Raw genomic sequence first — 24,358 nt, 5'->3', positions numbered from 1 at the left:
CTTCGCGTCTTGGCGTTTAACGAACCAGCCGCATGTCGCGGACGTTGGGGAACAGCGGGAACGGGATCGAGGTCCCCGGCAGCCGGTCGAACGAGTGCGGCCAGTAGACGCACACCGCCTTGCCGATCAGCATCTTGCGTTCGAGGTAGGGGCCGCCCGGGATGCCCCCCTTGCCGCCGTTGCCCGCGGCCCACAGTCGGGCGTCGGAGCTGGCGGCGCTGTTGTCGCCCATCACGAAGAACTGGTCCTCGCCGAGCTTGAAGGTCTGCGACCGCCTCGCGCGGAACGCGTCCCACGCCGCGGGGTCGTGCATCATGTCGTACCAGGTGACCGGCCCGTTGTCGGTCTTCACGGCGACCTCTCCCGGTGAGGTGGTCATCAGAAAGTCGCTGGGCGGCCAGCCGCGGTTGGGGGTGACGTCGTCCTTGGTGTTCTTCTCGGCGATGTAGTAGATGTCCCGCCACAGCGTGACGCGGTCGACGGTCGCCTCGAGCCCCTCGGCGCCGATGCCGGCGGGCGAGAGGTCGCCCGGGTTGGCGTCGTCCTGCTGGGGCAGGATACCGCCGTCGGACGCGAGCAGCTCTTGGGCGTCGTAGTCGGTTGGTTTGTCGAACTTCAGCACACCGCCGTCGACCCACACGGTCAGCCGGCTGTCGACGTTCGCCATCCGCAGCTCGTGGCTGCCGTCACCACGGACGCCGGTCTTGCCGCAGGCGGCGATCGGCTGCGCCGCGGTCGAGCCGAAGGGCAGGGCGGTCAGCTCGGCCGAGCCGTCGGCCACCTCGAAGGTGCAGCGGAACCGGCAGCCCGCCTCGACCAGCTCGAGAACCAGCTTCCCCTCGTCCGAGGCGATGTCGACCTCGGCGTCGACGATCAGGTCGCCCACCCAGTGCAGGCCCTGGTCGTTGGTCGGCAGTGCAACGCGGCCGTCCTGCCGGCGGAGCTGTTGGCCATCGATCGTGGTGTTGTAGGCGTTGTAGTCGGTGATGAGCTGCGGTTTGGCGTCCGGCCCGAGGTCGATGCCGGTCCGCTCGGCGGTCGCCCAAGTCACGGCGTTTGCTGGGATGTGGCTGTAGCGTAGCCAGCTCGTGTCGTCGGTCGCCTTGGCCTGGTAGGCGAGGTCGACCCGCTTGTTGTTGACTGCTTCCTCAGCGGTCCAGCCGTCGTTGGCCGGGGTCCACCGCAGCGGGTAGCCCGCCTGCCGCAGCTCGGCCGGCTCGCGGGCCGAGTCGTACACTAGCTGCCGTACGGCCATGATCTTCTTGGGCGGCTTGCGGACAATCTTGAACTCGTCGGAGTCGTTCTCGCGGACAAACAGGTCGCCCCCCTTGATCTCTAGCTCCTCGCCCGGCAGCCCCACCAGCCGCTTGATGTAGTTCTGCACCGCGTCGCCGGGGTACTTGAACACCACGACGTCCCACCGCTGGGGGTCGGTGAACGAGTAGAGGTACTTGTTCACCAGGATCCGGTCGCCGCTGTACGACCGCTCGAGCACCGCGTCCTGCGATTCGCGGATGCCGTTGACCGGACCCAGCCAGTTGATGCGCCGGCAGTTGGGGCACTGGCCCGCCAGGCCGCGGTTCTCGGCCATGATCTGGGCCGGCGAGACCCGGCCGCCGCGCATCTCACGGATGCGGTCGACGTCCGAGTCGGTCAGTTCGCTCTCGTTGATCCGGTACCGCTGTCCGCACTCGGGGCAGTGCATGTCGGCGTGGCGGCCCATCAGGGTCGGCGCCATCGAGCCGGTTGGGATCACGAACGCCTCGGCCTGGAAGGTCCTAAACAGGAATGCCAGCACAAACGCGATCACCAGCGACTCGACCGTCTCGCGGGTCGCCTGGCCGTGCTTCCGCGGGTCCTTCTCGGCCCGCTTCTTCGGCAGCGGGGTCGTGTTGACCGGCTCGGGGCCGCGGCGTTTGTTCTTGGTCTTCTTTCCCATAGCCTTTGCGAGTCTATCAGTGATCGCTGGCGACGGATCAGCCAGCAGGTGTTTCTTCTTTACGCGATACGCAGCGAAACGCCGTTTTGAACATGGTTGGTCGCTGCGCAGGGGGGCGTGCACTATAGCCCATCGCCCCGAACGCCGGAACGTTGGACTGCGAAGGCTTGGCCAGGCGACTTCTGTCCCTTCTGGGGACATGCAATCTTAGGGACAGAAGCCAGGCCACATTTGGGGCGTCGCTCGCCGCATCTCTTTTTGTTGGAACGCTTTGCGCTCACAAGAGGTTCTCTCAACGGCCGACTTTTGTCCGTTTTTGCGCGTTAGCAGGGACAAAAGCCGCAGTTCAATCAGCGAATCAATCGCCCGCTCGGTGCTGGCAATGATAGCAAGCCGCCGGACGCGTCCGCGGGACTGACTGCCCCAGTTCACGCAGCAGCCCCTATTCTCTGGCGGTTGGTGGCTCTTTGCCATTCGAAACCATCACCAAGCCAGGCTTCGAAGCCCCGGAAAGCACCCCGCCCAAATGTGGTTTGGCTGTGATTCTGGGGTGAGTGGGAGGTTTGGCGAGCTACCACCCCTGTCGTCGGTACGGCCGGCCGAGGATCAGCCGCCGCGGCAGTCCCGGCGTCGTCTCCCACCGCCTGCTGTCGACCGACACCGCCTGGTTGTCACCGAGCACAAAGTACTCGTCGGGCCCAATGAGCCACGGCTGGTCGCCGGTTGCCCCCCACGCCAGCGGGACGCCCTCGTAGTAGATGTCTTTGTACAGCGAGAGGTCCTGCAGGGTGACTCTGCCGTGCAATACCCGCACGGTGGGTGGTGGGCCCGTTGCGGCGTCGTTGGCCGGCAGGGAGAGCAGCTCCTGCCCGTCGATCCCCACCACCAGCCGGTGGTCGAAGTTGGAGAACTGCACCCGCCGCGGCGTCGAAGTGGCAAGTGGCGTCTGCCGTTCGCCTTGGTGGTTGCTAATCGAGGCGAGGCCGCGCCGTGTGTCGAGCGTGGCGTGGCCGCCCGGCAGCATGAGCTGCCACACCGCCGCGGGTTCTGTCTGGGCAGAGACGTCGATCATCAGGTCGTTCACCTGATTGAACCGCCGCCGCACCGCGACGTTGCCCGGGTGATCGTCGTGCACCACGGCGTCGTAGGTGAGCGAGCTCGGTTTTCCCTCGACCGGTTCGCCCTGCCACCGATCGCCGTCCAGCCGCCAGCCGCCGTCGGTCTGCCAGCGGGGCCGGAAGCCGGTGCTGCGGTGCTCGAGCCGGCGGACCTCGATCTGCCGCGAGAACGGCTTGGCGAGCCGCACGCCGTCGGCGAACACGTCGCCCTCGGCGATCGTCATCACCTCGCCCGGCAGCCCCCACACCCGCTTGATACAGAGCTCGAGGGCGTCGTGCGGGCAGTGGAACACGACCCGGTCCCAGCGGTCGAGCCGCGAGTCGGTGCGGTCGATAACGAGTTGATCGGCCGGCGTCAGCGAGAGCGACTCGTCGGCAAGCAGGCTGCCGCAGATCAAACAGGCCGGCGCCGGTCGACTCGCGAGCTGGTCGACGCCGATCGTGAGGGTGCGTTGACAGTGCGGGCAGGCGATGGTCCAGCGTTCGCCCTCGAGCGTCGGCGCCATCGAGCTGCCCCGGACGACGACCGGCTGCATCATCCCCAGCAGGAGGAGCGTGCGGCCCGAGATCACGAGGATCGCGAATCCCAGGGCGACCAGCAAGCCGCGGCGGAAGATGGTGTGCAGCTCGCTGAGCATGATGGATGGCGAACCGAACGATGCGTTTGTGGGCGCCGGGGGCGCTCCGCGACAGCGGAAGCCCCCGGCCGCGTGCGAGCAGCGGCCTGTACCTCGTCGGGGGCTTCCCTGGCGGGAGCGCCCCCGGCGCCCCCACAAGCCGCCCCGAAGTCGCGATAACCCAGCGGCTAGGCCGCGATCCGACGCTCCTCGGTGTAGCCCCATTGTTGCAGGTATGGGGCCATCGCTCCATCGACCTCGGCCTGCTCGTCGGCCGACAGCGTGGCGAACCGGTTCTTGCGGTAGTGGCTCACCGAGTCGAGGTAGCGGTTGAGCCGCTGCTCGAACTCGGGCGTGACCGTCATGCCGAGGGCCGCGTAGGCCTGGCGGATGGCGCCCAGCGGGTCGGCCACGAGGTCCTCGTAGCGGACCTCGACCGCCGATTCCGCGGGGGCGTCGCGGGTGTCGTCGTAGTAGGCGTCCATCAACGACCGGTAGTTCTCCAGGCACCGCGTGGCGTAGTTGTCGGCCGGGTGCGGGTCCTGAAGCTGGAACACCACCAGCCCGTGGCTCGCCAGCCGCTGGTTCGAACGGTAGACGTCGTGTGGGTGGCGGACGATGTGGATAAACTTGGCCGCCGGGAAGTGCTTGCGGAGCAGCTTCACCCGCCCGGTGTTGGCGGGGTTTTTCAGCAGCGGGGTCCGCCGCTTGAAGCAGGTGAGTTTGCGGAGCAGCAGCTTGTAGTGCCGCGCCCAGACGCGTTCCTCGCCGGCGGTGAACCCCTCGGGCTGCCAGTAGGCGTCGTGCCGGCTGATCTCGCGGGGGAACTCAAAGCCCCAGTAGGGCGACGGGCTGCCCATCGCCGCCAGCGCGAACTCTTCCTCCTGCGAAGACATCACCGTCATCTGCATCGAGTCCATCGGCCGCCGCCAGGTCAGGATCGGCGTCAGGCACGCCGTGGTGGTCCAGCCGGTCAGGAAACCGTGTGGGTTGAACACCTCGTAGTTTCGGGGCGACCGGAACCGCGGATCGAGCGACAGCAGGTTGTGCAGGTGCGTCGTGCCGCTGCGCGGCATGCCGACGATAAACACCGGGTCGGGCGGGTCGCGGCGCAAGAGCAGCGGGCAGAGCAGCCGCTCGGGCAGCGAGATGATCGTGTTCAGCGCCGAGGCAATCAGCGTCACCACCAGCCGTGGTAGGTACTTCAGCCCCACCCGGAACCGCGCCTGCCACAGCAGCACGGCCCAGCGGTCAATAGGCGTGAACGACAACAGATTCGAGAACGGCAGCACGCGTTTGAACGCCGCGTCGGCCTCGGCGTCGGACACGGCCTTGTGTTCGCCGTGCCTGGCCAGGTCGTACGCGGCCCAGGCGACGCCAACCGCCAGCAGCGACCACATCGCCACGCCAAGCCGGGGGTCGCCGTAGGGCGCGAACCACCACGCGTTGGGGTCTTCGACAGTAAACCACAGCAGCCGGCTCTTGGAGAGCAACGCACGAACCGCGATTGGGCCGGCGAGCAGGCCGGTTGGCAGCATGATCGAGCCGGTGCGGAGCCTCAGCAGCCCCAGCAGCGAGGCGATCAGGAACATGCTGACGAACAGCGGCCCGGCCAGCGGGTCCGACAGCCGGCTGGCTGCCGCCACCAGGCCGAACAACGCCGCCGGGATGATTACTGACACGGCACGCGAGTGGCGGTCGCGGAGGATGCTCACAAGGTAGCCGGCAAAGATGATTTGTTGCGCCGCTGCCACGGGCCCAGCAGCCAGCACGGCGAGCAGCATCTTGGCGCTCCGCGAGGCGGTGACCGGCTCGCCGGTGTAGTGCGCGACGCCCGCCAGCCAAGCCCAGCCGACAAGCAAGGCGTACGCCCCGCCGCCGACTGCTGCGCCGCGGAGCACCTGCCGCCACCAGTTGGCCTCGGCGACCAGTCCGTAGTCGGCCATCGGTCGGCCCTCGATCGACAGCAGACCCAGCAGCAGCGACAACGCCACGACGATCAGCACGCCCGCGCCGGCGCTCTTATCGAGGATCCAGAAGTCGACGCCCAGCAGGCTCGCTCCCACCTGAGTCAACGCGGCGATCGCAGCGGTCCCGGCGATCCAGACCGCCATCTTGGTCAGCGGCCCCGCGGCGGCCAGGCGCCTGGTTGACCACAGCGGCGCCGCGTCCTGGATTCTGAGCTGTGCCATACCGACGACCACCAAAAAACTGCGATGCGAACAAAACGGGCGCAGGGTCCCGCCGCATCGTGGTCTATCGTCGGACCGCGGGGTGGGGTTAAGCCGAATACGCAGAATGCGCGAAAGAAACCAAATCTGCCGGCGCCAGCACTGCTCTCTGCGCCCCTAACCGGGATGCAGGCCCGTAACGGTGGCAGCCACGCCACCCACCGCCAGCGCTGCCAACCAGCCCGCAAGTCTGTGACGGTGGCGGTCACGCCACCCAGCGCCGCAGTGGCCGGCCATCTCTTCAGGCCGGAATGAGTAGAAAGTGGAGAGGACCTGTAAGCCGGGTTTTGTCCCCGCCCGAAGGCGGGCGGCAATCATTCCTCTAGGGCGGCGATTGCTCGCCGTCTCAAGCGGCCTACCCGGGGGTTGAAGCGAGCCGGACCGACTCTTGCCCCCTGCTTGGCCTTGCGCCGGGTGGGGTTTACCTAGCCAAGCGAGTCACCCCGCCTGCTGGTGCGCTCTTACCGCACCGTTTCACCCTTACCAGCGGCCGAAGCCGCTGGCGGTCTGCTTTCTGTTGCACTTGCCCTGGCCTCACGGCCGGTGGGAGTTACCCACCACCCTGTCCTCTGGCGCCCGGACTTTCCTCCCGCCGGACCTCGCGGCCCGACCGGCGACTGCCCGGTCCTCTCCACTGGCTGGGATTGTAGCACCCCCAGCTCAGGGTGGCACCGGCTCGCCCGTCGGGTCGAGCGGCGGGATTTGATGCGGGAACGGCTAGCGGCGGTCTTGTCCTTGCAAACTGTTAGTGTGAACCGACTTGTCCTGATTGTAACGGCCTACCAGGGCGGCAAGTTGCGCACTCTCTCCCCACCCGCGAGTTGACTAGTTTTCTCGGGGTTTCTAGAGTGGAACTTGATACGCAGGCGGGGCCATCAATTATTTCATCCTCCCCCGTCCCCCCCCACCAAGGCTCTCTATGTACGGCGAACTCATCCCGCTCGGCGGGGGCGACCCTGTCCCGCTACTGAAAGACAAGCTGCTGGTCGGTCGCCGCGAGAGTTGCGACATCGTGCTGCGGTTTGCCAATGTTTCGGCCCACCACTGCGAGCTCTACTTCGACAGCGGCTACCTGTTTGTCCGCGACCTGCAGAGCCGCAACGGCGTGAAGGTGAACAACGTCAAGGTCGAGGACAAGCGGGTCGACCCGGGCGACACCCTCGCGATCAGCAAGCACAAGTACCGCGTCGAGTACTCGCCCGCCGAACTCGGCGCCGTAGGCCCGCCCCCCTCGGACAACCCGTCCAAGGAGATCATGGGCGAGTCGCTGCTGAAGCGCGCCGGTCTGGAGCACACCCCCCGCGGGGGCTCCTCGAGCCGGCGGTACGACCCGAAGAACAACGACGCCGGCCAGGTCAAACTGCCGGGCCAGGCGCTGTAGGGTGCGGCGGACGCCGAACCGAAGACCACGAGGAACGCTCAGCTTGGCTGGGCGTTCTTTTTTTGTGCCCACCGGGTAGCGCGGCGGCCGGCCGCTCACCCGGCCGGGGCCGCCGTGCTATAAAAGAGCCCCCGAGACGCGTTCCCCTAACCGAGCACCCTAGGTCCGTGGCTAAGAAGAAAAAGGGCAAGCTGCGGGCCAACTTCCGCAAGAACCACCAGTCGCGCGCCCGCAACAACGACCTCACCCGCCGCCTCAGCGGCGACGCCGAGTCGGCCGACGACGACGTCTCGCGCGAACGCGTCAGCGGCAAGGGCGGCCTGACCCGCAAGAAGACGATCGCCGGCGGCGAGATTGTCGAGGACGCGTCGGGCACGATCGTGCTCCCCGAGGTCGACCGCGACGCCTGCGTCGAGGGCCGGGTGCTGCGGGTGCAGGGCCTTGTGAGCACCGTCCTCACTGAGGAGGGACGCACCCGCGCCTGCGCAACGCGTCAGCTCCTCAAGCAGCTCTCGACCGAGCTGCGCCACGTCGTGGCGGCGGGCGACAACGTCTGGGTCCGGCCGGAGGGCGAGGGCGAGGGGATCATCGAGCGGGTCGAGCCGCGGCACGGCGTGCTGAGCCGCACCAGCCGCGGCCGCCGGCACCTGATCGTGGTGAACGTCGACCAGGTGCTGATTGTCGTCAGCGCGGCGCAGCCGCGGCTCAAGCCGAACCTGATCGACCGCTACCTAGTGACCTGCGAGCAGGCCAGGCTCAGCCCGATCATCTGCATCACCAAGACCGACCTGGTCGACCGCGCCGACCTGATGCCGATCACCGGCGTCTACGACCAGATGGGCTACGACGTGCGGCTCGTCTCCGTGGTCGACGGGCAGGGGGTCGAGGAGCTGCGGGCCTCGCTGGCCGGCAAGGAGACCGTGCTGACCGGCCAATCGGGCGTCGGCAAGTCGACGCTGCTGAACCTGCTCGACCCGGGCCTCGCGCTGCGGGTCCAGACCGTCAGCGCCGAGAGCGAGAAGGGCCGCCACACCACCACCACCGCCGAGCTCTACCCGACCGCCGACGGCGGCTACGTGGTCGACACGCCCGGCATCCGCCAGCTGCAGCTGTGGGACGTGATTGCCGAGGAGGTAGCCGGCCTGTTCCGCGACATCCGGCCGTTCGTCAGCCACTGCCGCTACGGCGACTGCACGCACACGCACGAGGAGTTCTGCGCCGTCAAGGACGCCGTGGCCGACGGCTGGATCGACACCCGGCGGTACGAGAGCTACGTTCAGATCCAGGCCGGCGACGAGATCTAATTCCGAGTTCTCGCGACGTAGCACGGCCGCCTCGGCCGTGCAAAAACGGCTGGCCGGCAATCACAAAGAAACGAAGCCGCTGGGATCCTGCATTCGGCGGTTTTTTTGAACAGGAGAACGCAGAGAGAGCAGAGAAGATGTTACTCCGCTGCCTCTGCTCTCTCTGCGACCTCCTGTTTCATCCGATTCACGAGGCGAGTTCGTCGACGTCGGGTCGGCGGCCGCGGTTGTTCAGATCCCGGGTGAGCATCAGCAGCATAGCAGCCAGCGGGATCGCTGCCGCGAGGAAGTACCGCGGCGTCTCGTAACTGTCCGGTACCGCTCGCAGCCTGGGAGCCGGCAGTAGCGTCCCCGCAGCCAAGATCCCGCCGAGCGCGACCAGCCCCACTTGCAGCAGCGACCTGACGTAGCCGCGGCCGCGGGCCGGCGTGGCCGTCAAGAACCCTGCCAGAGCGAACACCCAAGCACACCCGAAGGCCGGGACACGCATCCTCCGAGCCGACGCGGCAAGCTGCTCGGCGACGAACTCGGGGTTGAGCAGCAGAGGGAATCGCCAGAGATTCGCGCCAGCGTTGAGAAGAACCGGCACACCAAGACCCGCGGACGCGAACAGCAACGCCACGGCGACGCCACGCGGAACTCTGGTACGCCGTTTCGATGTTGATCGCGAGACGCCATCGGCTGAAGCCGCTGGCGTGCTGTGCGGAGATTGGTAGGGGTTGTCCATTGCGATCAGGCTCGCACAGGGCAGGCTAGCAGCTACCGCACGGTCACGATCTCGACCTTGCCCTTCCAGTTGACCTCGTAGAGGTCGCTCCGCCGATCCTGGAGCGGGAGCACGCTGCCGATGTCGCGCTGCACGGCGAGGTCGTTGAGGTCAAGCTCACCGATGACAACGGTCTCGGTGTTGGGCTCGGCCTCGGCCAGGATACCGTCCTTCGGGAAGGCGAAGTCGCACGGCGTGCAGATGGCCGACTGGGCGTAGTTGATCAGGAAGCTGCGGACCTGCGGCAGGTTGCCGACCGAGCCGGCCAGCGCGACGTAGATCACGTTCTCCACCGCGCGGGCCTGGGCGCAGAAGCGGACACGGTGGTAGCCCTTCCGCTCGTACACGGCGAACGGGACAAACAGCACCTCGATGCCGTGCTGCACCAGCACCCGGGTGAGCTCGGGGAACTCGACGTCGTAGCAGATCAGGATGCCGATCCGGCCGACCGGGGTGTCGAACACCTTGAGCGTGTCGCCCGGCTGCATGCCGTAGTAGGTTCGCTCGACCGGGGTGATGTGCAGCTTGTCCTGGGTGTAGATGTCGCCGCGCGGGGTAAACAGGTGGGCCGTGTTGCGTAGCTCGCCGTCCTCGTTCATTACCGGGTGCGAGCCGCCGATCAGGTACAGCCCGTGCTTGCCCGCCATCCGCAGGCAGAGCTCCTTGTACTTTTCGGTCATTTCGGCCAGCTTCCGCACCGCCTGCATCGACTCCATCTCCTGCGGCAGCAGGCTGAAGAGCTGGGCGGTGAACATCTCTGGCAAAAGCAGGAAGTGGCAGTGGTACTCCTCGGCGGCGTCGGCGAAGAACTCGACCTGCATCTCGAACTGGTGCCAGTCCTCGAGCGGACGCATCTGGTACTGGCCGGCGCAGACACGCACCTTGCGGACCGACTTGCGGATCGGCGCGCCGGCGATCAGCCGCCGGGCCGGGTCGAACCTCGGGTTGGGCATCTCGAGCAGCGTGGCGTAGTTCATGCTCTCCGCGTCGCTGAGGTACGCGTAGTGCACGCCCCGCACGTCGTAGCCCGCCTTGAGGTGCGCCGAGAGCGCCCGGTCCTTCAGCTCGCCCCGCTTGACCGCCTCGATGTACTCGGTGGGCAGCATCCGCTTGGCGTGCTCGCGGTAGCCGGGGATCCGACCGCCGGCGATCATCCGCCGCAGGTTGAGCCGCTTGAGCAGCGACTTGCGGCGTTTGTACAGAGCCGCGGAGACGCCCTGCCCCTGGTGCTTGGGGTGCACCGCGATGTCCGACCCGTACAGCGAATCGCCGCCCGGGTCGTGCGTGTTGAACGTGCCGACGCCGGTCATCTCGTCGTACGAGTGCCACGGCAGCTCGTCGTCGATCGTCACGATCAGCGAAGAGCAGTAACCGACCACCTGCCCGTCGAGCTCGGCGAGGAACTGCCCCTCGGGGAACGCCGCGAGCTGCAGCTCGAACTTGCGGGCGTCCTGCAGGCTCTCTTCATTGAGCTGTGGGTAGGCGGCCCGCTGGCAGTCGACAATCGCGGCGATGTCGGCCTTTTTCCAGCGGCGGATCTTGAGATTCTCGAGCGGTGCTTTTGCCATGCGCGAATCATAGCGTCACCGCGCCGCTGTGAAAGGGGCAGAACGGCGAGAATTAAGACTCGGCCGTCTTCGCTGCGCCGTCGCCCCCCGCCGCATCCTGCCACGGGTCGGCGGTCGTCAGCGAACCATCGGGCAGCTCCCAGTGGAGGATGCCGTTGATTGAGTAGACCAGCGGCACGCCCGCCTCGCGGGCGTCGGCTTGGGCTTTGCGAACCCCCTCAGCGCCGTATTCCCGAACCTCCGCAGCGAATCGGAGAGCGGCTGCGTCGGTAGCAGAGCCGTTGGTTTGCGAAAACTCACTCATTATCGCTCTCCACAATGTTCAAGAACTCGGCCATCGCAGCGTGATCAATGATCCGCGTGATGCTCGCATTTCCAAGAGCGATCTCACGCATCGTGGATAACCGGTTATCTGATAACGTCCACTCATCTGCCATGTCCCTGTATCGTAACCAGAAGTTCTTGCATGCTGCGATAGAATCGCCTGCGCATATCCTCGCTAGGTACGTGGTGGCCGCCGATCCGAACCCGGTGAGCAACGCGAGCAATGCTGGTATCGGGAGCGTCCACAAAGGTAAAAGCAATCTGGCATTCGAAGCCCAGTCTATGGGCGCGTTCGATGACCCTTCCTATCGACCTGCCCGAGAGCGTCGATTCGACCAGCAGGCTCTCGGAACCTTGCAGGGCTTCCTCTATCCGCTCGACAAACTCCCTGCCAGCGGCAGCGGCGACAGACTCAGGACGCTCCGGGCAAATCTCGGTGGCGATCTTATCAGCCCCAAGATAGAGCCAGTCCCCGCGAGCGAGGTACGCATTCGCAAGGGTGGTCTTTCCTGCGCCGTTTGGACCACCAACGACAAGAAGCCGCTTTGAGCTCTAAGACATTGGATAAGCTCAGGGAGTCTACCGGGGCGTGAAGTCCGCGTCCGCCGCGACGCCTAGGGCGAATTCGGCCAGCAGGTCGGCGCACTGGTCGATGTCATCGAGCGAGATCATCTCGACCGCGCTGTGCATGTACCGGTTGGGAACGCTCACCAGGCCGGCCGCGACGCCGCCGCGTGCGAGCTGGATGGCGTTGGCGTCGGTGCCGCCGGGGCGGCCCATGCCGCACCATTGCAGGCCGATGTCGGCCTTCTCTCCCGCGGCCCTCAGGCCCTTCACCACCTCGGGGTTGAAGTTCGGCCCGCGGTACACCACCGGGCCGCCGCCGAGCTTGACGTCGCCCTCTTGGGTCTTGTCGATGGTGGGGCAGTCGGTGGCGTGGGTCACGTCGACCGCGATGCCGACGTGTGGGTGCACCCCGTAGGCGCTGGTGGCGGCGCCGCGGAGGCCGACTTCTTCCTGCACGGTGGCAACCGCGTGCACGGCGACCTTCAGCCCGCCCCGCTCGACCGCGCGCCGCGCGCCCTCCATGCAGACCCACAGGCCGGTCTTGTCGTCCATGCCGGGCGAGTTGGCCAGGTTGTTGCGCATCTCCTGGTAGCCAAGCTGCAGGGTCACCGGGTCGCCGATAGCGACCGCCTCGGCCGCCTCCTTCTGATCCTTGGCGCCGATGTCGAGCCACAGCTCCTTGGTCTTCACCACCTGCTTGCGTTCCTGCTCATCGAGCAGGTGGATCGCCTTGCGGGCGATGACCGCGGGGATCGTGCCGCTGGCGGTGTGGATCGTCATCCGCTGGCCGATCAGCTGCTGCGGGTCCCAGCCGCCAATAGTGTTGGTGTAGATGAAGCCGAACTCGTCGATGTACGTGACGATCAGGCCGATCTGGTCCGCGTGCCCCGCGAACATGATCCGCAGCGGCGCGTCCGGGTTGCAGCTGACGATCACGTTGCCGTGCAGATCGGTGCGGATGTCGTCGGCGAAGGGCTTGGCATAGTCGCGGACGAGCTGCTGGACCGGTTGCTCGAAGCCCGACGGGCTGGGGGTCTCGAGGATCTGCTGAAAAAACGTCTTGGCTTCGGGCGTCATGCGTGGGCCTGTGGAGGGGCAGGGGGAAGTGTGGGGTAATAGCTAGAGCTCGAGGCCCTCGCGCTCGATCAGTTGTTCGACATCGGGCCATTCGCCGAGTTCGATGATGTTGCCGTCGGGGTCGTGCAGGAACGCCTGGCGGTAGCCGAGGTCGGGGAGCTGGCGCTGTTCAAACGGGATGCCCCGCTCGGCAAGGTCTGCCAGGGCGGCGTCAAAATCGTCGGCCCGGAACGCGACATGCCGGTGGCGGGTCTGGATCTTGTCGGGGGGCTCGGGCAGGTCGGTGATCTCGTTCAGGTGGATCATCATGCCGAGTCCGTCGCGGTAGAGCCAGGCGCCGGCGAAGCTGAAGCCGGGTCGCTTCATCTGTCGCATCCCCAGGACCTCGCGGTAGAACGCGACGCTCCGCTCCACATCGCGGCAGTTGAGCGTGGCGTGGTTGAAGCGGCCGATTGCTAGCGGCGAGGGCATGCAGGCTCTCTGCGGGGGGCTGGTTGGGCAAACTTTGCCGATTCTAGCGGATTTGCTCAACGGCGGGCGCCCCGCTCGACGATCGAACCGACGGAAGCGTCCGCCGTAGGAAGCGGCGACCGACTGTGCTGAGCTGCTTGTCAGACTCGGCCGCCTTGAGGGGGAACTCGATGACCGCACTGCAAAAGTCACTTCGGAAACTCTTGTCGCTGGGACTCGTCCTGCTGATCGCCGCCGCCAGTGGCTGCGCTTGCCTGCCCGGCAAACACTGCGGCGCCGGCGTCGGGTGCTGCGACGCGGGGTGCGAGGTCGGGTGCGGCGTCGGCGGCTGCGGCGACTGCTGCGGCCCCAACGGCTGCGACATGGCCTTCCAGAAGTACAAGGGCTGCTGCAAGCCCAAGATCCCGTTCTGTGTCTGCACCGGTTCGGACGGTTGCTGTGACGCGAGCTGCGGCTGCGAAGTCGGCTGCGGCTGCGAGGCCGATTGCGCCGTCGATCCCGGCTGCTGTGCCGAGCCCGGCTGCTGTGCAGACCCGTGCTGCGGAGCCGACGCGTGCGGCGACGTCTGTGGTTGCGGCGACTGCTGCCGCCCCGGCGCCGCGTGCCTGTACAACGTCAAATACGCCCTCGGCAAGCTGTTCGGCGGCCTTGTGGGGTGCAGCGGCTGCGACGGCGAGATCTACTGGAACGAGTGGCACAACGACCCTCCCCGCTGTTGCGACCCGTGCGACAAGTGCGGCGGCTGGGTTGGTCCCTCGCCCAGCTACGACGCCTCGTACGGCCGGCCGTGCGGCTGCAACTGATCGGGCGCCGCCTTACGGCAGGAGAGGGAACAGCCGCTTCGCGTTCGCGGTTGTTTGGGCCGCCAGGTCGGCGAACGATTCGCCACGCACGTCGGCAAGCAGCCGGGCCGTGTGGGCGACGTGGGCCGGCTCGTTGCGGCGGATCTTGCGGACCGGTTCGGGCGACAGGTACGGGCAGTCGGTCTCGACCAGCAGTCGGTCGGCCGGAACGGTCTTGGCCACGGCCCGCAGCTCATCCGACTTTTTGAATGTCACCATGCCGGCGAAGCTAATGTAGAGCCCCAGCGCCAGGCACTCGGCGGCCAGTTCGGCGTCGCCGGTGAACGAGTGCATCACGCCCGACAGCGGCCCGCGCCCGCTCGCCTCGCGGAGCATCTCGAGGATGTCCTCGCCGCAGTCCCTCATGTGGACGATAAACGGCAGCCCGGAGGACTGCGACAGCCGAAGGTGGCGGTCGAAGTAGTCCTGCTGCTGTTCAAACGGGGTGAAGTCCCAGTGCCGGTCGAGGCCGGTCTCGCCGAGCGCGACGACGCCCGGCTTCTCGGCCAACACGGCGATCTTGTCCCAGTCGCCCGGCTGGGCCTCGGCGACGTCGTTGGGCTGGATTCCGACCGCGGCGCTCACCGCGGGGTACTGGGCCGCGAGCCGCACGCAGTCGGCGCTCGACTCGGCCGTGACCCCGATCGCGATCAATTGCTCGACGCCCCCTGCGACCGCCCGGTCGACGACGGTCGAGCGGTCGGCGTCGAAGGCGTGTTGGTCCAGGTGGGCGTGGGTGTCGATCAGCATGGAAGAACGGCGGGCGTTGGGTATGACGGGGGAGCGGGGCGGAGCAGCACCCGACCAGTTCACGGGCATCGCGTCAAGGTGGACGGTCGAGACGCAGGGCGTCGTTTGGGTGGTGTCAGCTTGTGAGTCGACCGGCGACTAGTGCCCGAAGCCAGCCCCGGCGGCGGGCGCCTGGAAAGGGGCGCCTAAGTGGCGCCGATTGCGGCATGCGGCAATCCACAGCCTGTCAGGCTAGCCCCGCTTCTAAAATCGTGCCAAATTTGACATTTTCTTCGATTTCAGGGCCTCTTGACTTAGCATTCGCTTGACTCCCGATAGACGGGTTTTAGAGTGAAGGTATGGACGATGTCCGCAGTATTAGGGTCTGCGGGCGGAAGGCCGTGCGTTTTGCTCGCAAGGGCGCCCCGTCGTGGGCCGCCTCGGGCAGGGCGCCAGCTGTCGAAACCGAGGAATCGACCCATGTTGGTCCTGTCCAGGAAGAAGAACGAGAGTATTGTCATCAACGATGACATTACGATCGTCGTTGTGGAGATCCGCGGGGATAAGGTACGCCTCGGCGTTGAAGCGCCGAAGGAAGTGCCCGTGCACCGCAACGAAGTCTACGAAGCGATCCGTCGGAGCCAACAAGCCGAGGCCGGTCCTGCCGGTACCGAGCAGGGCGTAAACGGTTCTGTCGATGAATCCGGCAACACCCCCGCCGAGTAATTGCGGCCTCCCCTGAACGCACAGCCAACGGCAGTGGAACTTCTAACCTGCCCGCTATTCTGAGAGCTGATCAGCTGAATCAGCCTCCAATCTTGCTATTTTGAATGGGGCGACTCGCCCCGCGGCGCCGATCATCGCCTTGACGATCTTGCCTCGGCCGCCTAAAAAAAGCATTCTCCGAGCGGGCGGCTGTGCCGCCCGATTCAAGGCCCCATCGTCTAGTGGTCTAGGACTCCGGCCTTTCACGCCGGCAACACGGGTTCGAACCCCGTTGGGGTCACTCCTAGCCGGCCTGCCCAACTGCTCTATAACAGCAGGTGAGCAGGCCGGCTTTTTTTGTTGGCTGGCGGTAGATTCTCGCGAGTATTATTCACACACGGGCCTTCAGGTACGGGCCTTCACACACGAGGCGGGGCATTGGCTGCCGAATACGACGCGATCATAGTGGTTTCCTTTGGCGGTCCCGAGGGCCCCGACGACGTGCTGCCGTTCCTCGAGAACGTGCTGCGGGGCAAGAATGTCCCCCGCGAGCGGATGATGGAGGTCGCCAAGCACTACCAGTCGTTCGGCGGCGTCAGCCCGATCAATGATCAGAACCGCCAGCTGATCGCCGCCCTCGAGGCCGAGCTGGCCGAGCGTGGCCCCCACCTGCCGGTCTACTGGGGCAACCGAAACTGGCGCCCCCTGCTGCCCGACACCCTCCGCCAGATGGCCGACGACGGCGTCAAGCGGGCGGCGGCGTTCTTCACGAGCGCCTTCAGCAGCTACTCCGGCTGCCGCCAGTACCGCGAGAACATCGCCGTCGCGCAGGAGCAGGTCGGGCCCGCTGCGCCGGCGATCGACAAGCTGCGGATGTTCTACAACCACCCGGCATTCGTGGGCGTCAACGCCCGGCACGTCCGCGCCGCGCTCGACGCGATCCCGGCCGAGCGGCGCGAGCGGGCGCTGGTGCTGTTCTCGGCGCACAGCATCCCGATGTCGATGGCCGAGAACTGCCGCTACGAGAAGCAGCTCACCGAGGCGAGCCGCCTTGTCGCGGAGGAGGTCGGCCACGCCAACTACCGCATGGTGTACCAGTCGCGGAGCGGCCCGCCCCAGCAGCCGTGGCTCGAGCCCGACGTGTGCGACGTGATCGAGCAGGTCCACAACGAGGGGGGCGTCGAGGACGTCGTGGTGCTGCCGATCGGGTTCGTGTCGGACCACATGGAGGTAATCTACGACCTCGACACCGAGGCCCAGCAGCTGTGCGAGCGGCTTGGGATCGGCTTCCAGCGGGCCGCGACCGTGGGAACCCACCCCGAGTTTGTCGCGATGATCCGCGACCTGGTCGTTGAGCGAATGACCGACAGTGCGGTGCGGCCGGCGCTGGGCGAGCTCGGTCCCAGCCACGACGTCTGCCCGGTCGACTGCTGCACCTACACCCCCCGCCGCCCCGCCCAGAAGTCATGACCAGCAACGCCGACAACGACCAGCGTCCCCTGGGCCAGTCGGGTATCCAGGTAACCGGCGTGGCGCTCGGCTGCTGGCCGATCGCTGGCGTCACGACGCTCGGCGCGAACGAGCAGGACAGCATCGCCACGGTCCGCGAGGCCATCGACTGCGGCGTCAACTTCCTCGATACGGCCTACGTCTACGGGCCCGAGGGGGAGAGCGAGCGGGTCATCGCCAAGGCGCTCAACGGCCGGCGTGACGACGTGGTGATCGCCACCAAGGGCGGCATCCACTACGAAGACGGCCAGATGACCCAGGACGCCCGGCCCGCCACGCTGCGGGCGGAGTGCGAGGAGAGTCTCCGCCGCCTCGATAGGGAGCGGGTTGAGCTGCTGTACCTGCACTCGCCCGACCCGTCTGTGCCGATTGAGGAGTCGGCCGGCGCGCTGGGCGAGTTGCAGCGAGAGGGCAAGACACGCTCAGTCGGAGCATCGAACTGCTCGCTCGAGCAGCTCCAGGCGTTCCACGCGGTCTGCCCGCTGGCGGCGGTGCAGCTGCCGTACAACCTGCTGCAACGCGACATCGAAAAGCGGACGCTCCCCTGGTGCCGCGAGCACGGGATCGCGATCACCGCCTACTGGCCCCTGATGAAGGGCCTGCTCGCTGGCAAGCTGCCCCCTTCGGGCGAGCTCGATCCCAACGACAACCGCCTCAGCTACCCGATGTACCAGGGGGAGGAGTGGGTCAAGAACCAGGCGTTCGTGGAACGGCTGCGTGAGGCCGCCGCGCTGACCGACGCCACGGTCGCCCAGGTGGTAATCAACTGGACGATGCACCAGCCGGGGATCACGTCGGTGCTGTGCGGCGCCAAGCGGGCTTGGCAGATCCGCGAGACAGCGGGCGCGATGGGCTGGTCGCTGACTGGTGAGCAGCAGCAGATCATTGAGCGGGCCTTGGCTGCGCGGGGCGAGGCGGCGGCCAAGCGGACCTACGAGTAGGAATTCTGCCGCAGCGGGGGCGTTCTGCTGGCAAACTCACCGCCGATACGCGGATTTTTGGCGGTTTTGCGCCGGCGGTTCGGTTAGAATGATGGGCTGAGCAGTTCCCTCCGCCCGTTTGCCTCAACCGCCCCCCCACGAGATGGACGCCTCTAGCCCCTCGAACGCCGCGGCGGCCCTGCTGGACCGCGCGAACGCCGGTTCGACGTCTTCCTTGGGGCGGCTTATGGGGTTGTACTCGGAGTACCTCAAATTTGTCGTGTCGTCGCAGATGGACGACCGGCTCCGCCACCGCGTGAGCGCGTCGGACGTGGTTCAGGAGTCGTTCTACGAGGCGCACCGCGACTTCGCCGCGTTCCGTGGGGAGTCGCCACAGGAGTTCCTCGCGTGGCTGCGGCGGATCCTGGTGAATAACTTGATGCGGGTCGTCGAACGGAATGTTACGGCCGCCAAGCGGGACGTCCGCCGCGAGGTGTCGCTCGAGCGGCTACGCCGCGGGGTGGAGCAGTCGTCGTGGCGGTTCTCGGCGATGCTCGAGAGCGACGTCGACTCCCCCAGCACCAACCTGCGGCGGCAGGAAAGCAACGCCGAGCTCGCCGAGGTGCTGGCCAAGCTGCCAGCCGACTACCGCCGTGTGATCCGGCTGCGGAATATTGAAGGCCTCGCCTTTGCCGAAGTCGCCAGCAGGATGGACCGCACCTCCGGGGCCGCACGGATGCTGTGGCTGCGGGCCCTAGAGCAGTTGCGGCTCGAGTACTCCGGCGAGATCGAAGAATGACCGCCCGCCAAGACCCTCCCCACACCGACCCGCCCGGCGCCCACGCCGGCGCCAGCGACCCGCAGCGACAGAAGCTGGCGGTGGTGCTGGACGAGTACCTGGCGTCGATGGAACGCGGCGAGTGGCCCCCGCTCGACGAGCTTCTAAAGCAGCACCCCGACCTGGCCGACGTGCTGCCCTCTTACTTGGAGGGGCTGCACCTGCTGCAAGAGTCGCTCGGCGAGAACTCGCTAGACGACCTCGCCGGCGTGAACACGCTGCTCGACGGCGCCCGCCAGGCCCAGCCAAAGGACGCGTCCTCAAAACGTGTTGGCGACTTTGAGCTGATCAACATCATCGGCCGTGGCGGCATGGGAGTCGTGTACGAGGCGTGGCAGCTGTCGCTCGACCGACGCGTCGCGCTCAAGATGCTGCCGATCGCCGCGATCCTCGACGAACGGCAGACCGCCCGGTTCACCACCGAGGCCCAGGCCGCCGCCGGCCTGCACCATCAGAACATTGTCCCCGTGTACGCGGTCGGTCAGGAACGCGGCATCCACTTCTACGCGATGCAGTTTATCGACGGGCACTCGCTCGCCGAGGCGATCGCCGAAATGCAGGCCGACCGCGATCGCGAGCAGGAAGACCACGACGGCAAGCGGCCGGACGACGCCACACGCTCGGGCCACAGCCGCGCGACCAACCCGTCGAACGCGACGACGCAGGCCCACCGGCCGCCGTCGAGTCTGGGGTCGCTGCGTGGGTCGGCCTACTTCCGCGCGGTGGCCCGGCTCGGAGCCGAGGCCGCCGACGCCCTCGACCACGCCCACCGCTACGGCGTCGTGCACCGCGACGTCAAGCCGGGCAACCTGCTGGTCGACCGGTCGGGCAAGCTGTGGGTCACCGACTTCGGCCTGGCCCGTGTGCAATCCGAAATGAGCATGACGCTCCCCGGGGACCTGATCGGCAGCCTCCGCTACATGAGCCCCGAGCAGGCCCGCGGCGGCGCCCTGGTCGACGGGCGGACGGACGTCTACGGCCTGGGCGCGACGTTGTACGAGCTGATGACCCTCAAGCCGGCGCACACCGGCGACGACCACAAGGAGCTGCTGCACCGCGTCTTCAACGACGAGCCGACGCCCCCCCGGCGGCTGAACCCGGCGATCCCGACGGACCTGGAGAACATCGTGGTCCGGGCGATGGAGAAACGCCCCGAGCACCGCTACGCCACGGCCGAGGACCTCGCCGCCGACCTGCGGCGTTTCCTGGAGGGCAAGCCGACCGTTGCGCGTCGGCCCTCGGTGTCCGACCGCGTTTCTAAGTGGGTCGCCCGGCGCCGCGGGGTGGCCGCGGCGATTGGTTTCGCGTTGCTCGCCGTGTCGCTGGTGTCAATCGGCAGCGCGATCTGGATCGCCGCCGCCGGCCGCCAGACCGCCGCGGCGCTCCGTCAGGCGCAGGCGAGCCAGGCGACCGCCGAGTCGCACCTGCGACAGGCCCGCGCGGTGGTCGACCACTTCGGCGGCCAGCTGTCTGACCGACTCGCCGAGATCCCCGGCGCCGAGCCGCTCCGCCGTGAGCTGCTGTCGGACACGCTCGGCTTCTACCAGCGGATCTTGCAGACCTCCGAGAACGAGCCAGCCGTCACGAGCGACGTCGCCGCCACCTACTTCAAGTCGGGGGCGATCGCCGAACGACTCGGCGAACCAACCACCGCGAGGGATTTTTATGCCAAGGCGGTCGACTACTGGCGACCGCTCGCGCCCGAGTCGAAAGGCGCCCCCGATAGCGCCGACGAGGACCCGCAACACGACGCCGACCTCGAGCTAGCCCTGGGCCTCGGCGCCCTGGCCCGCGTGCAGGGAGAGCTGCAGGAATTCGAAGACGCCCAGCAACTGTTCAACGAAGCCGCCGGGATCCTGCGCGTCCTGGCCGAAGAAGAACAGGGCGAAACAGTCGCCGCCCACGCCCTCGCCGAGACCCTCTCCAATTTCGGCCTAATGCTGCGTCGCAGCGGCAGCCAGGCCCTCGCAGCGTCGAACCTCCGCGAGGCCATCGTGTGGGTCGAGGCGTCGCTCCGCGCTTCGCCGGACGACCCTCGCCTGCTCCGCAACCTGGCGGTCTGCAAGAGCAACCTCAGCGAGGCGCTCCGCGAGCACGCGCCGGCCGAGGCCATCGCTGTCTGCCGCGACGCCCGGCTAGCCATGCGGAGGCTCGTCGAGCAGCACCCCGAAAACGCCGAGTACCGCGCCGACCTGGCGATGACCTACAACAACCTGGCCGCCATGCAGGGCGCGCAGGGCGACTGGAACGCCGCCGCAGACGGCTACCAGCAAGCCACCGAGCAGATGGCTCTGCTGGTGCGACGCAACCCGCTGACGCCCCGCCACCGCCGTGAACTAGCGATTGCCCAGAGTAACTTGGGGCTTGCGCTTGCCCGTGTGGGGGACGCTCCCGGCAGTTCCCAGGCGTTCGATGTCGCGCAACGCAGTCTAACCGGGCTGGCGAGGGACTTCCCGAACCAGATAAGCTACCGTAGTGCGATGGCGGCCCTGTGGAACAACCGCGGGGTTGCGCACCAGGCCGGCGGCCGCGAGGCAGAGGCGCTCGAGGCATTCGCAAAGGCGGTCGAGGTGCAGGAAGAGATTGCCGAACGGGGCGGGATCACGCTCGCCCAGGCGAGCGTGCTGAATCGGCAGTACGAGAACTACGCCGAGCTACTCCGCGCCGCCAATCGCGACGAGGAGCAGCAGGCGATCGAGCTCCGGCGAGAGCAGCTGCGGAACGTGCTCGACTCGACCGATGCAGAGTAACGCGGCAAACCTACCAAAGGGATGGTTTCGAGATGCAACACAGCCACCGCAAAATCCTCAGCGGCTCCCGCACGAATTCTCTCGGCCGGAGGCTGGCCTTCGAATCGTGCGAACGCCGCGACCTGCTGTCCGCTGTTAGCGTCGCCGGGGGAGAGAGCCCCCAGGACTGGCTGATGTCCGCGTCTCGCGTTCCGGTCATTACCTACGACCAGCTCACCGGCGATATCACGGTGATCGGGGACTTCTTCGACTCCGGTGGAGCGACGAACGGTTCCAAGCCACTTCTCACATTGGTATATGACGCCGAAGGCGCTGCGAGTTTTGTGTTGTCTTCGGCGGCGCCGTACGCGAATGCCGTCGACCATCGGACGCTGGACACCGACGCCCAGGATGCTACGGCAGAGTTCGCCGGGATCGACCAAATCTTCGGGGTGCTGCCCGCTCCCTCGATCAACCCCGTTGGTGAATTGGCCGACCCGCCGACAGGTGGCGAGGCCAGCGCGCCGGGCGGTGCAGAGCAGATCGCTGCTCTTTCACTTCGCGACGCGATGGCCGGCTTTTCGGACCACGGCGAGGGGCCTGAGGCCGGCAGCGCTGCGCACTCCCAGAGCCTTGTTGGCTCCACCGAACTTGCTCACCCGAAGCTTGGTCCCGCCCAGCGGCTGCGTCTGCAGCAGGGGGAGTGGGACCGTGCCTGGGCGTTTGAGATGACCGGCTTCTCGGCGCCGACGCCACGGGTCGAAGCCCTCCAGATTCCGCAGCCGCATTTCGAGTCCGCGTTCCAGGAGTTCCCGTCCGACGCCCCACGGGGGCTGACGCCAAACCGATTCACTGCGGGCGAGTCCACGCTCGCTTCCGAGCCGGTCGCGGAGTCCGCCGCCCGCTCCATTCCGCAGCGCGGAAGCGGACCCGACTTCGGCCTGCTGTCAGACGAATCGGTCGCTTCGCCGCAAGCGGTTGACCGTGTGTTCGCCGATTCCGACAACGCGACCGACGCTCCCCGGACCTGGTGGGGCGCGATGATCGACCGCCACCAAGAGATTGGCGCCACGGCCCTGGCGGCCGTCATCGCCCGACACGCCTGGCTGCACGCACAGCCCGAGTCGGCCCAGCGAGAACGGCCCCGGCGGACGCTCTCACGACGCGGCGACCCCGAGCAATAGCCGCGACCTTCCCCGGTTCCGGTCGTGCCGGTTGGATAATCTGTAACGATCGCGCCCGAGTCTGCCGATAGTCTGGTACTAACGCGGTGATGCGCCGCGGCGCCTTGGGGGGCGCTCTTTCGGGACTATCCAGCGAGAGTTGGGCGATGTTTAGATCTGTGGTTGCAGCGGTCGCGCTGCTAGCGTGCGGCCTGTCGGGGGCGGCGGGCCACGCCGCCAACCCCGACAACAGCGGCGTCTGGATGAACGGCCACTACTTCGGCCACAACCCGGCCGGCCGCCAAACGGCGACCGCGTTGGCAGCCAGGCAGGGCCAGAACGCCGCCACGCCCGCAGGCTACGAGCAGTTCCCAGACCCGGCCGACGCCGACCAAGCGGGGTTCTGCGAGCCGTTGTCCGATCCAGTCGGCTGCTGCGACCTCGGACTCTCGTGCTGCGACTCGGTCGGGTGCGGCGACTGCGTCGCGCCCGGGTTCCGTTGCCGTGGAGTCTACGGCGCTGTTGAGTACGTCTACGGCTGGACCAAGGGCGCTAACTCGCCGGCCCTCGTCACCACCAGTGACGACGCTACGCTCCAGGATGACGCGGGCGTACTCGGCCTGGCCACGACGTCGGTCCTGTTCGGCGGCGACGACATCAACGACGGCGGCCAGTCAGGCGGGCGGGCGACGCTCGGTCTCAACGTCAGCCCCTACCGCAACCGCCGCATCGAGTTTGTATACGCTCAGCTCGCCGACGGCGACGACAACTTCGCCGCCTCGACCGGCGACTTCGCGATCCTGGCGCGCCCTTTCTTCGACACCGACGCCGCCGCGAACGACGCCCTGCTGAGCGGCTTCCCGTCGCTTGCCTCGGGCGACATCAGCGTCAACGCCAGCAGCGACTACCGGTCGTACGAGCTGCTGATGCGGCAGGACGCCTGCTGCTACCGCGGCGCCGACGTCGAGCTGCTGGTGGGATACCGGGCGACCGAGCTCGACGACACCCTCGCCATCGACCAGAGCATCCTCGCCTTGGCCGGGGCGACCGCCGGAGCCACCACTGACGTGCTCGACCAGTTCTCAACCAGCAACACATTCCACGGCGGTCAGGTCGGTCTGACCTGCCGGCTGGCGAGCGGCCGACGCTGGTCGTACGACTGCTCGATCAAGACCGCCCTCGGCACAACCCGCCAGAAGGCCCGCGTGAACGGATCGACCACCGTCACCGCGTCGGGGGGAGGCGTGAGCACCGCCAGCGGCGGCCTGCTGACACAGGCGACGAACATCGGCGAGTACTCGCGGGACGAGTTTAGTGCGGTCTCGGAGGTTGGGCTTACCCTGCGGTACAAGCTGCGTCGCTCGACCTCGCTGTCGCTCGGCTACAACATCGTGTTCTGGACCGATGTGGTCCGGGCCGCGGAGCAGATCGACTCCTCGGTCAACACCACGCAGATCCCGCCCGGAACCCTGACGGGTGAGGCCCGGCCTGCGTTCGCATTCGACTCGACCAGCTTCTGGGCCCAAGGGTTCCGGGCCGGTCTGGAGTCGCGATTCTAAG

Annotated in this window: 19 protein-coding genes, 1 tRNA gene, 1 other RNA gene and 1 pseudogene; 11 read left to right on the top strand and 11 right to left on the bottom strand. The window is 67.2% G+C overall.

Translation table 11 applies throughout. The features are described from left to right. Positions 1 to 16: 16 nt before the first annotated feature. From lepB to rnpB, 4 genes are all read right to left on the bottom strand, one after another. On the bottom strand, positions 17 to 1,939 hold the full coding sequence (gene lepB / locus Pla123a_RS12090) for a signal peptidase I (protein WP_197527901.1): 1,923 nt from the start codon (positions 1,937 to 1,939) through the stop codon (positions 17 to 19). Positions 1,940 to 2,510: 571 nt separating this feature from the next. After that, positions 2,511 to 3,695, bottom strand: coding sequence for a S26 family signal peptidase (locus tag Pla123a_RS12085; protein ID WP_146587251.1), 1,185 nt, complete (start codon positions 3,693 to 3,695; stop codon positions 2,511 to 2,513). Positions 3,696 to 3,862: 167 nt separating this feature from the next. Next, complete coding sequence (locus Pla123a_RS12080; protein ID WP_146587249.1) at positions 3,863 to 5,866, bottom strand: sulfotransferase family protein; 2,004 nt, start codon at positions 5,864 to 5,866, stop codon at positions 3,863 to 3,865. A 299-nt stretch (positions 5,867 to 6,165) separates the two neighbouring features. Then, positions 6,166 to 6,538, bottom strand: an RNA gene (rnpB, locus tag Pla123a_RS12075) — RNase P RNA component class A. A 286-nt stretch (positions 6,539 to 6,824) separates the two neighbouring features. Here rnpB and Pla123a_RS12070 point away from each other — a divergent pair. Both Pla123a_RS12070 and rsgA read left to right on the top strand, forming a co-directional pair. After that, the gene (locus Pla123a_RS12070) at positions 6,825 to 7,286 is read left to right on the top strand and encodes an FHA domain-containing protein (protein WP_146587247.1); all 462 of its coding nucleotides are present in this window, start codon (positions 6,825 to 6,827) and stop codon (positions 7,284 to 7,286) included. A 167-nt stretch (positions 7,287 to 7,453) separates the two neighbouring features. Next, entirely contained in the window at positions 7,454 to 8,590 is a 1,137-nt protein-coding gene (gene rsgA, locus Pla123a_RS12065) for a ribosome small subunit-dependent GTPase A (RefSeq protein ID WP_146587245.1), read from the top strand. 187 nt (positions 8,591 to 8,777) lie between these two features. Here the strand turns inward: rsgA and Pla123a_RS12060 are convergent, their stop codons facing one another. The 6 genes and pseudogenes from Pla123a_RS12060 to Pla123a_RS12035 all read right to left on the bottom strand — a co-directional run bounded on the left by Pla123a_RS12060 (position 8,778) and on the right by Pla123a_RS12035 (position 13,363). Further along, positions 8,778 to 9,212 (bottom strand): hypothetical protein, encoded by a 435-nt coding sequence (locus tag Pla123a_RS12060; RefSeq protein WP_197527900.1) that lies wholly within the window; start codon positions 9,210 to 9,212, stop codon positions 8,778 to 8,780. Positions 9,213 to 9,349: 137 nt separating this feature from the next. Then, on the bottom strand, positions 9,350 to 10,924 hold the full coding sequence (locus tag Pla123a_RS12055) for a bifunctional GNAT family N-acetyltransferase/carbon-nitrogen hydrolase family protein (RefSeq protein ID WP_146587241.1): 1,575 nt from the start codon (positions 10,922 to 10,924) through the stop codon (positions 9,350 to 9,352). 52 nt (positions 10,925 to 10,976) lie between these two features. Further along, a complete protein-coding gene (locus tag Pla123a_RS12050) occupies positions 10,977 to 11,228 on the bottom strand; it encodes a hypothetical protein (RefSeq protein WP_146587239.1) in 252 nt (83 codons plus the stop codon). Positions 11,229 to 11,350: 122 nt separating this feature from the next. After that, positions 11,351 to 11,734 (bottom strand): annotated as a pseudogene (locus Pla123a_RS25285) (hypothetical protein); the annotation flags it as partial. 93 nt (positions 11,735 to 11,827) lie between these two features. Further along, the gene (locus tag Pla123a_RS12040) at positions 11,828 to 12,892 is read right to left on the bottom strand and encodes a M42 family metallopeptidase (RefSeq protein WP_146587237.1); all 1,065 of its coding nucleotides are present in this window, start codon (positions 12,890 to 12,892) and stop codon (positions 11,828 to 11,830) included. A 42-nt stretch (positions 12,893 to 12,934) separates the two neighbouring features. Next, the gene (locus Pla123a_RS12035; protein WP_146587235.1) at positions 12,935 to 13,363 is read right to left on the bottom strand and encodes a VOC family protein; all 429 of its coding nucleotides are present in this window, start codon (positions 13,361 to 13,363) and stop codon (positions 12,935 to 12,937) included. Positions 13,364 to 13,533: 170 nt separating this feature from the next. Between Pla123a_RS12035 and Pla123a_RS12030 the strand changes: the two genes are divergently transcribed. Beyond that, positions 13,534 to 14,166 carry a hypothetical protein gene (locus Pla123a_RS12030; protein ID WP_146587233.1) on the top strand — a complete coding sequence of 211 codons (633 nt, stop codon included), beginning with the start codon at positions 13,534 to 13,536 and terminating at the stop codon, positions 14,164 to 14,166. Positions 14,167 to 14,178: 12 nt separating this feature from the next. Here Pla123a_RS12030 and Pla123a_RS12025 read toward each other — a convergent pair whose 3' ends face one another. Next, positions 14,179 to 14,955 (bottom strand): TatD family hydrolase, encoded by a 777-nt coding sequence (locus Pla123a_RS12025; RefSeq protein WP_146587231.1) that lies wholly within the window; start codon positions 14,953 to 14,955, stop codon positions 14,179 to 14,181. Between the two features lie 459 nt (positions 14,956 to 15,414). Here Pla123a_RS12025 and csrA point away from each other — a divergent pair, with 459 nt between their 5' ends. The 8 genes from csrA (at position 15,415) to Pla123a_RS11985 (ending at position 24,357) form a co-directional block, all read left to right on the top strand. Beyond that, positions 15,415 to 15,660, top strand: a complete 246-nt coding sequence (gene csrA, locus Pla123a_RS12020; protein ID WP_146587229.1) for a carbon storage regulator CsrA — start codon at positions 15,415 to 15,417, stop codon at positions 15,658 to 15,660. Positions 15,661 to 15,867: 207 nt separating this feature from the next. Next, positions 15,868 to 15,940 (top strand) — tRNA-Glu (locus Pla123a_RS12015). Positions 15,941 to 16,077: 137 nt separating this feature from the next. Continuing rightward, a complete protein-coding gene (locus tag Pla123a_RS12010) occupies positions 16,078 to 17,109 on the top strand; it encodes a ferrochelatase (RefSeq protein ID WP_146587227.1) in 1,032 nt (343 codons plus the stop codon). Next, on the top strand, positions 17,106 to 18,089 hold the full coding sequence (locus tag Pla123a_RS12005; protein ID WP_146587225.1) for an aldo/keto reductase: 984 nt from the start codon (positions 17,106 to 17,108) through the stop codon (positions 18,087 to 18,089). The genes Pla123a_RS12010 and Pla123a_RS12005 overlap by 4 nt, the downstream gene beginning before the upstream one ends. A 142-nt stretch (positions 18,090 to 18,231) precedes the next feature. Further along, positions 18,232 to 18,867: a sigma-70 family RNA polymerase sigma factor gene (locus tag Pla123a_RS12000; protein ID WP_146587223.1), complete on the top strand. Its 636-nt coding sequence runs from the start codon at positions 18,232 to 18,234 to the stop codon at positions 18,865 to 18,867. Then, entirely contained in the window at positions 18,864 to 21,656 is a 2,793-nt protein-coding gene (locus Pla123a_RS11995) for a protein kinase domain-containing protein (RefSeq protein ID WP_146587221.1), read from the top strand. Before Pla123a_RS12000 ends, Pla123a_RS11995 begins: the two co-directional genes overlap by 4 nt. A 32-nt stretch (positions 21,657 to 21,688) precedes the next feature. Beyond that, positions 21,689 to 22,819: a hypothetical protein gene (locus Pla123a_RS11990; RefSeq protein ID WP_146587219.1), complete on the top strand. Its 1,131-nt coding sequence runs from the start codon at positions 21,689 to 21,691 to the stop codon at positions 22,817 to 22,819. 146 nt (positions 22,820 to 22,965) lie between these two features. Continuing rightward, on the top strand, positions 22,966 to 24,357 hold the full coding sequence (locus Pla123a_RS11985) for a BBP7 family outer membrane beta-barrel protein (RefSeq protein ID WP_197527899.1): 1,392 nt from the start codon (positions 22,966 to 22,968) through the stop codon (positions 24,355 to 24,357). Position 24,358: the final 1 nt, after the last annotated feature.

The sequence above is a fragment of the Posidoniimonas polymericola genome (assembly GCF_007859935.1).
Lineage (GTDB): Bacteria > Planctomycetota > Planctomycetia > Pirellulales > Lacipirellulaceae > Posidoniimonas > Posidoniimonas polymericola.
Note: the sequence above shows the minus strand (reverse complement) of the source record. Positions and strands in the feature narration are given on the sequence as shown.

What these genes read in the sequence shown, in the direction of transcription:
- Pla123a_RS12055 (WP_146587241.1), bottom strand. Translation starts at nt 10,924, where the DNA reads ATGGCAAAAGCACCGCTCGAGAATCTCAAGATCCGCCGCTGGAAAAAG.
- Pla123a_RS11995 (WP_146587221.1), top strand. Translation starts at nt 18,864, where the DNA reads ATGACCGCCCGCCAAGACCCTCCCCACACCGACCCGCCCGGCGCCCAC.
- Pla123a_RS12030 (WP_146587233.1), top strand. Translation starts at nt 13,534, where the DNA reads ATGACCGCACTGCAAAAGTCACTTCGGAAACTCTTGTCGCTGGGACTC.
- Pla123a_RS12040 (WP_146587237.1), bottom strand. Translation starts at nt 12,892, where the DNA reads ATGACGCCCGAAGCCAAGACGTTTTTTCAGCAGATCCTCGAGACCCCC.
- csrA (WP_146587229.1), top strand. Translation starts at nt 15,415, where the DNA reads ATGTTGGTCCTGTCCAGGAAGAAGAACGAGAGTATTGTCATCAACGAT.
- Pla123a_RS12080 (WP_146587249.1), bottom strand. Translation starts at nt 5,866, where the DNA reads ATGGCACAGCTCAGAATCCAGGACGCGGCGCCGCTGTGGTCAACCAGG.
- Pla123a_RS11985 (WP_197527899.1), top strand. Translation starts at nt 22,966, where the DNA reads ATGTTTAGATCTGTGGTTGCAGCGGTCGCGCTGCTAGCGTGCGGCCTG.
- Pla123a_RS12005 (WP_146587225.1), top strand. Translation starts at nt 17,106, where the DNA reads ATGACCAGCAACGCCGACAACGACCAGCGTCCCCTGGGCCAGTCGGGT.
- Pla123a_RS12070 (WP_146587247.1), top strand. Translation starts at nt 6,825, where the DNA reads ATGTACGGCGAACTCATCCCGCTCGGCGGGGGCGACCCTGTCCCGCTA.
- Pla123a_RS12050 (WP_146587239.1), bottom strand. Translation starts at nt 11,228, where the DNA reads ATGAGTGAGTTTTCGCAAACCAACGGCTCTGCTACCGACGCAGCCGCT.
- Pla123a_RS11990 (WP_146587219.1), top strand. Translation starts at nt 21,689, where the DNA reads ATGCAACACAGCCACCGCAAAATCCTCAGCGGCTCCCGCACGAATTCT.
- Pla123a_RS12085 (WP_146587251.1), bottom strand. Translation starts at nt 3,695, where the DNA reads ATGCTCAGCGAGCTGCACACCATCTTCCGCCGCGGCTTGCTGGTCGCC.
- Pla123a_RS12025 (WP_146587231.1), bottom strand. Translation starts at nt 14,955, where the DNA reads ATGCTGATCGACACCCACGCCCACCTGGACCAACACGCCTTCGACGCC.
- Pla123a_RS12000 (WP_146587223.1), top strand. Translation starts at nt 18,232, where the DNA reads ATGGACGCCTCTAGCCCCTCGAACGCCGCGGCGGCCCTGCTGGACCGC.
- lepB (WP_197527901.1), bottom strand. Translation starts at nt 1,939, where the DNA reads ATGGGAAAGAAGACCAAGAACAAACGCCGCGGCCCCGAGCCGGTCAAC.
- Pla123a_RS12035 (WP_146587235.1), bottom strand. Translation starts at nt 13,363, where the DNA reads ATGCCCTCGCCGCTAGCAATCGGCCGCTTCAACCACGCCACGCTCAAC.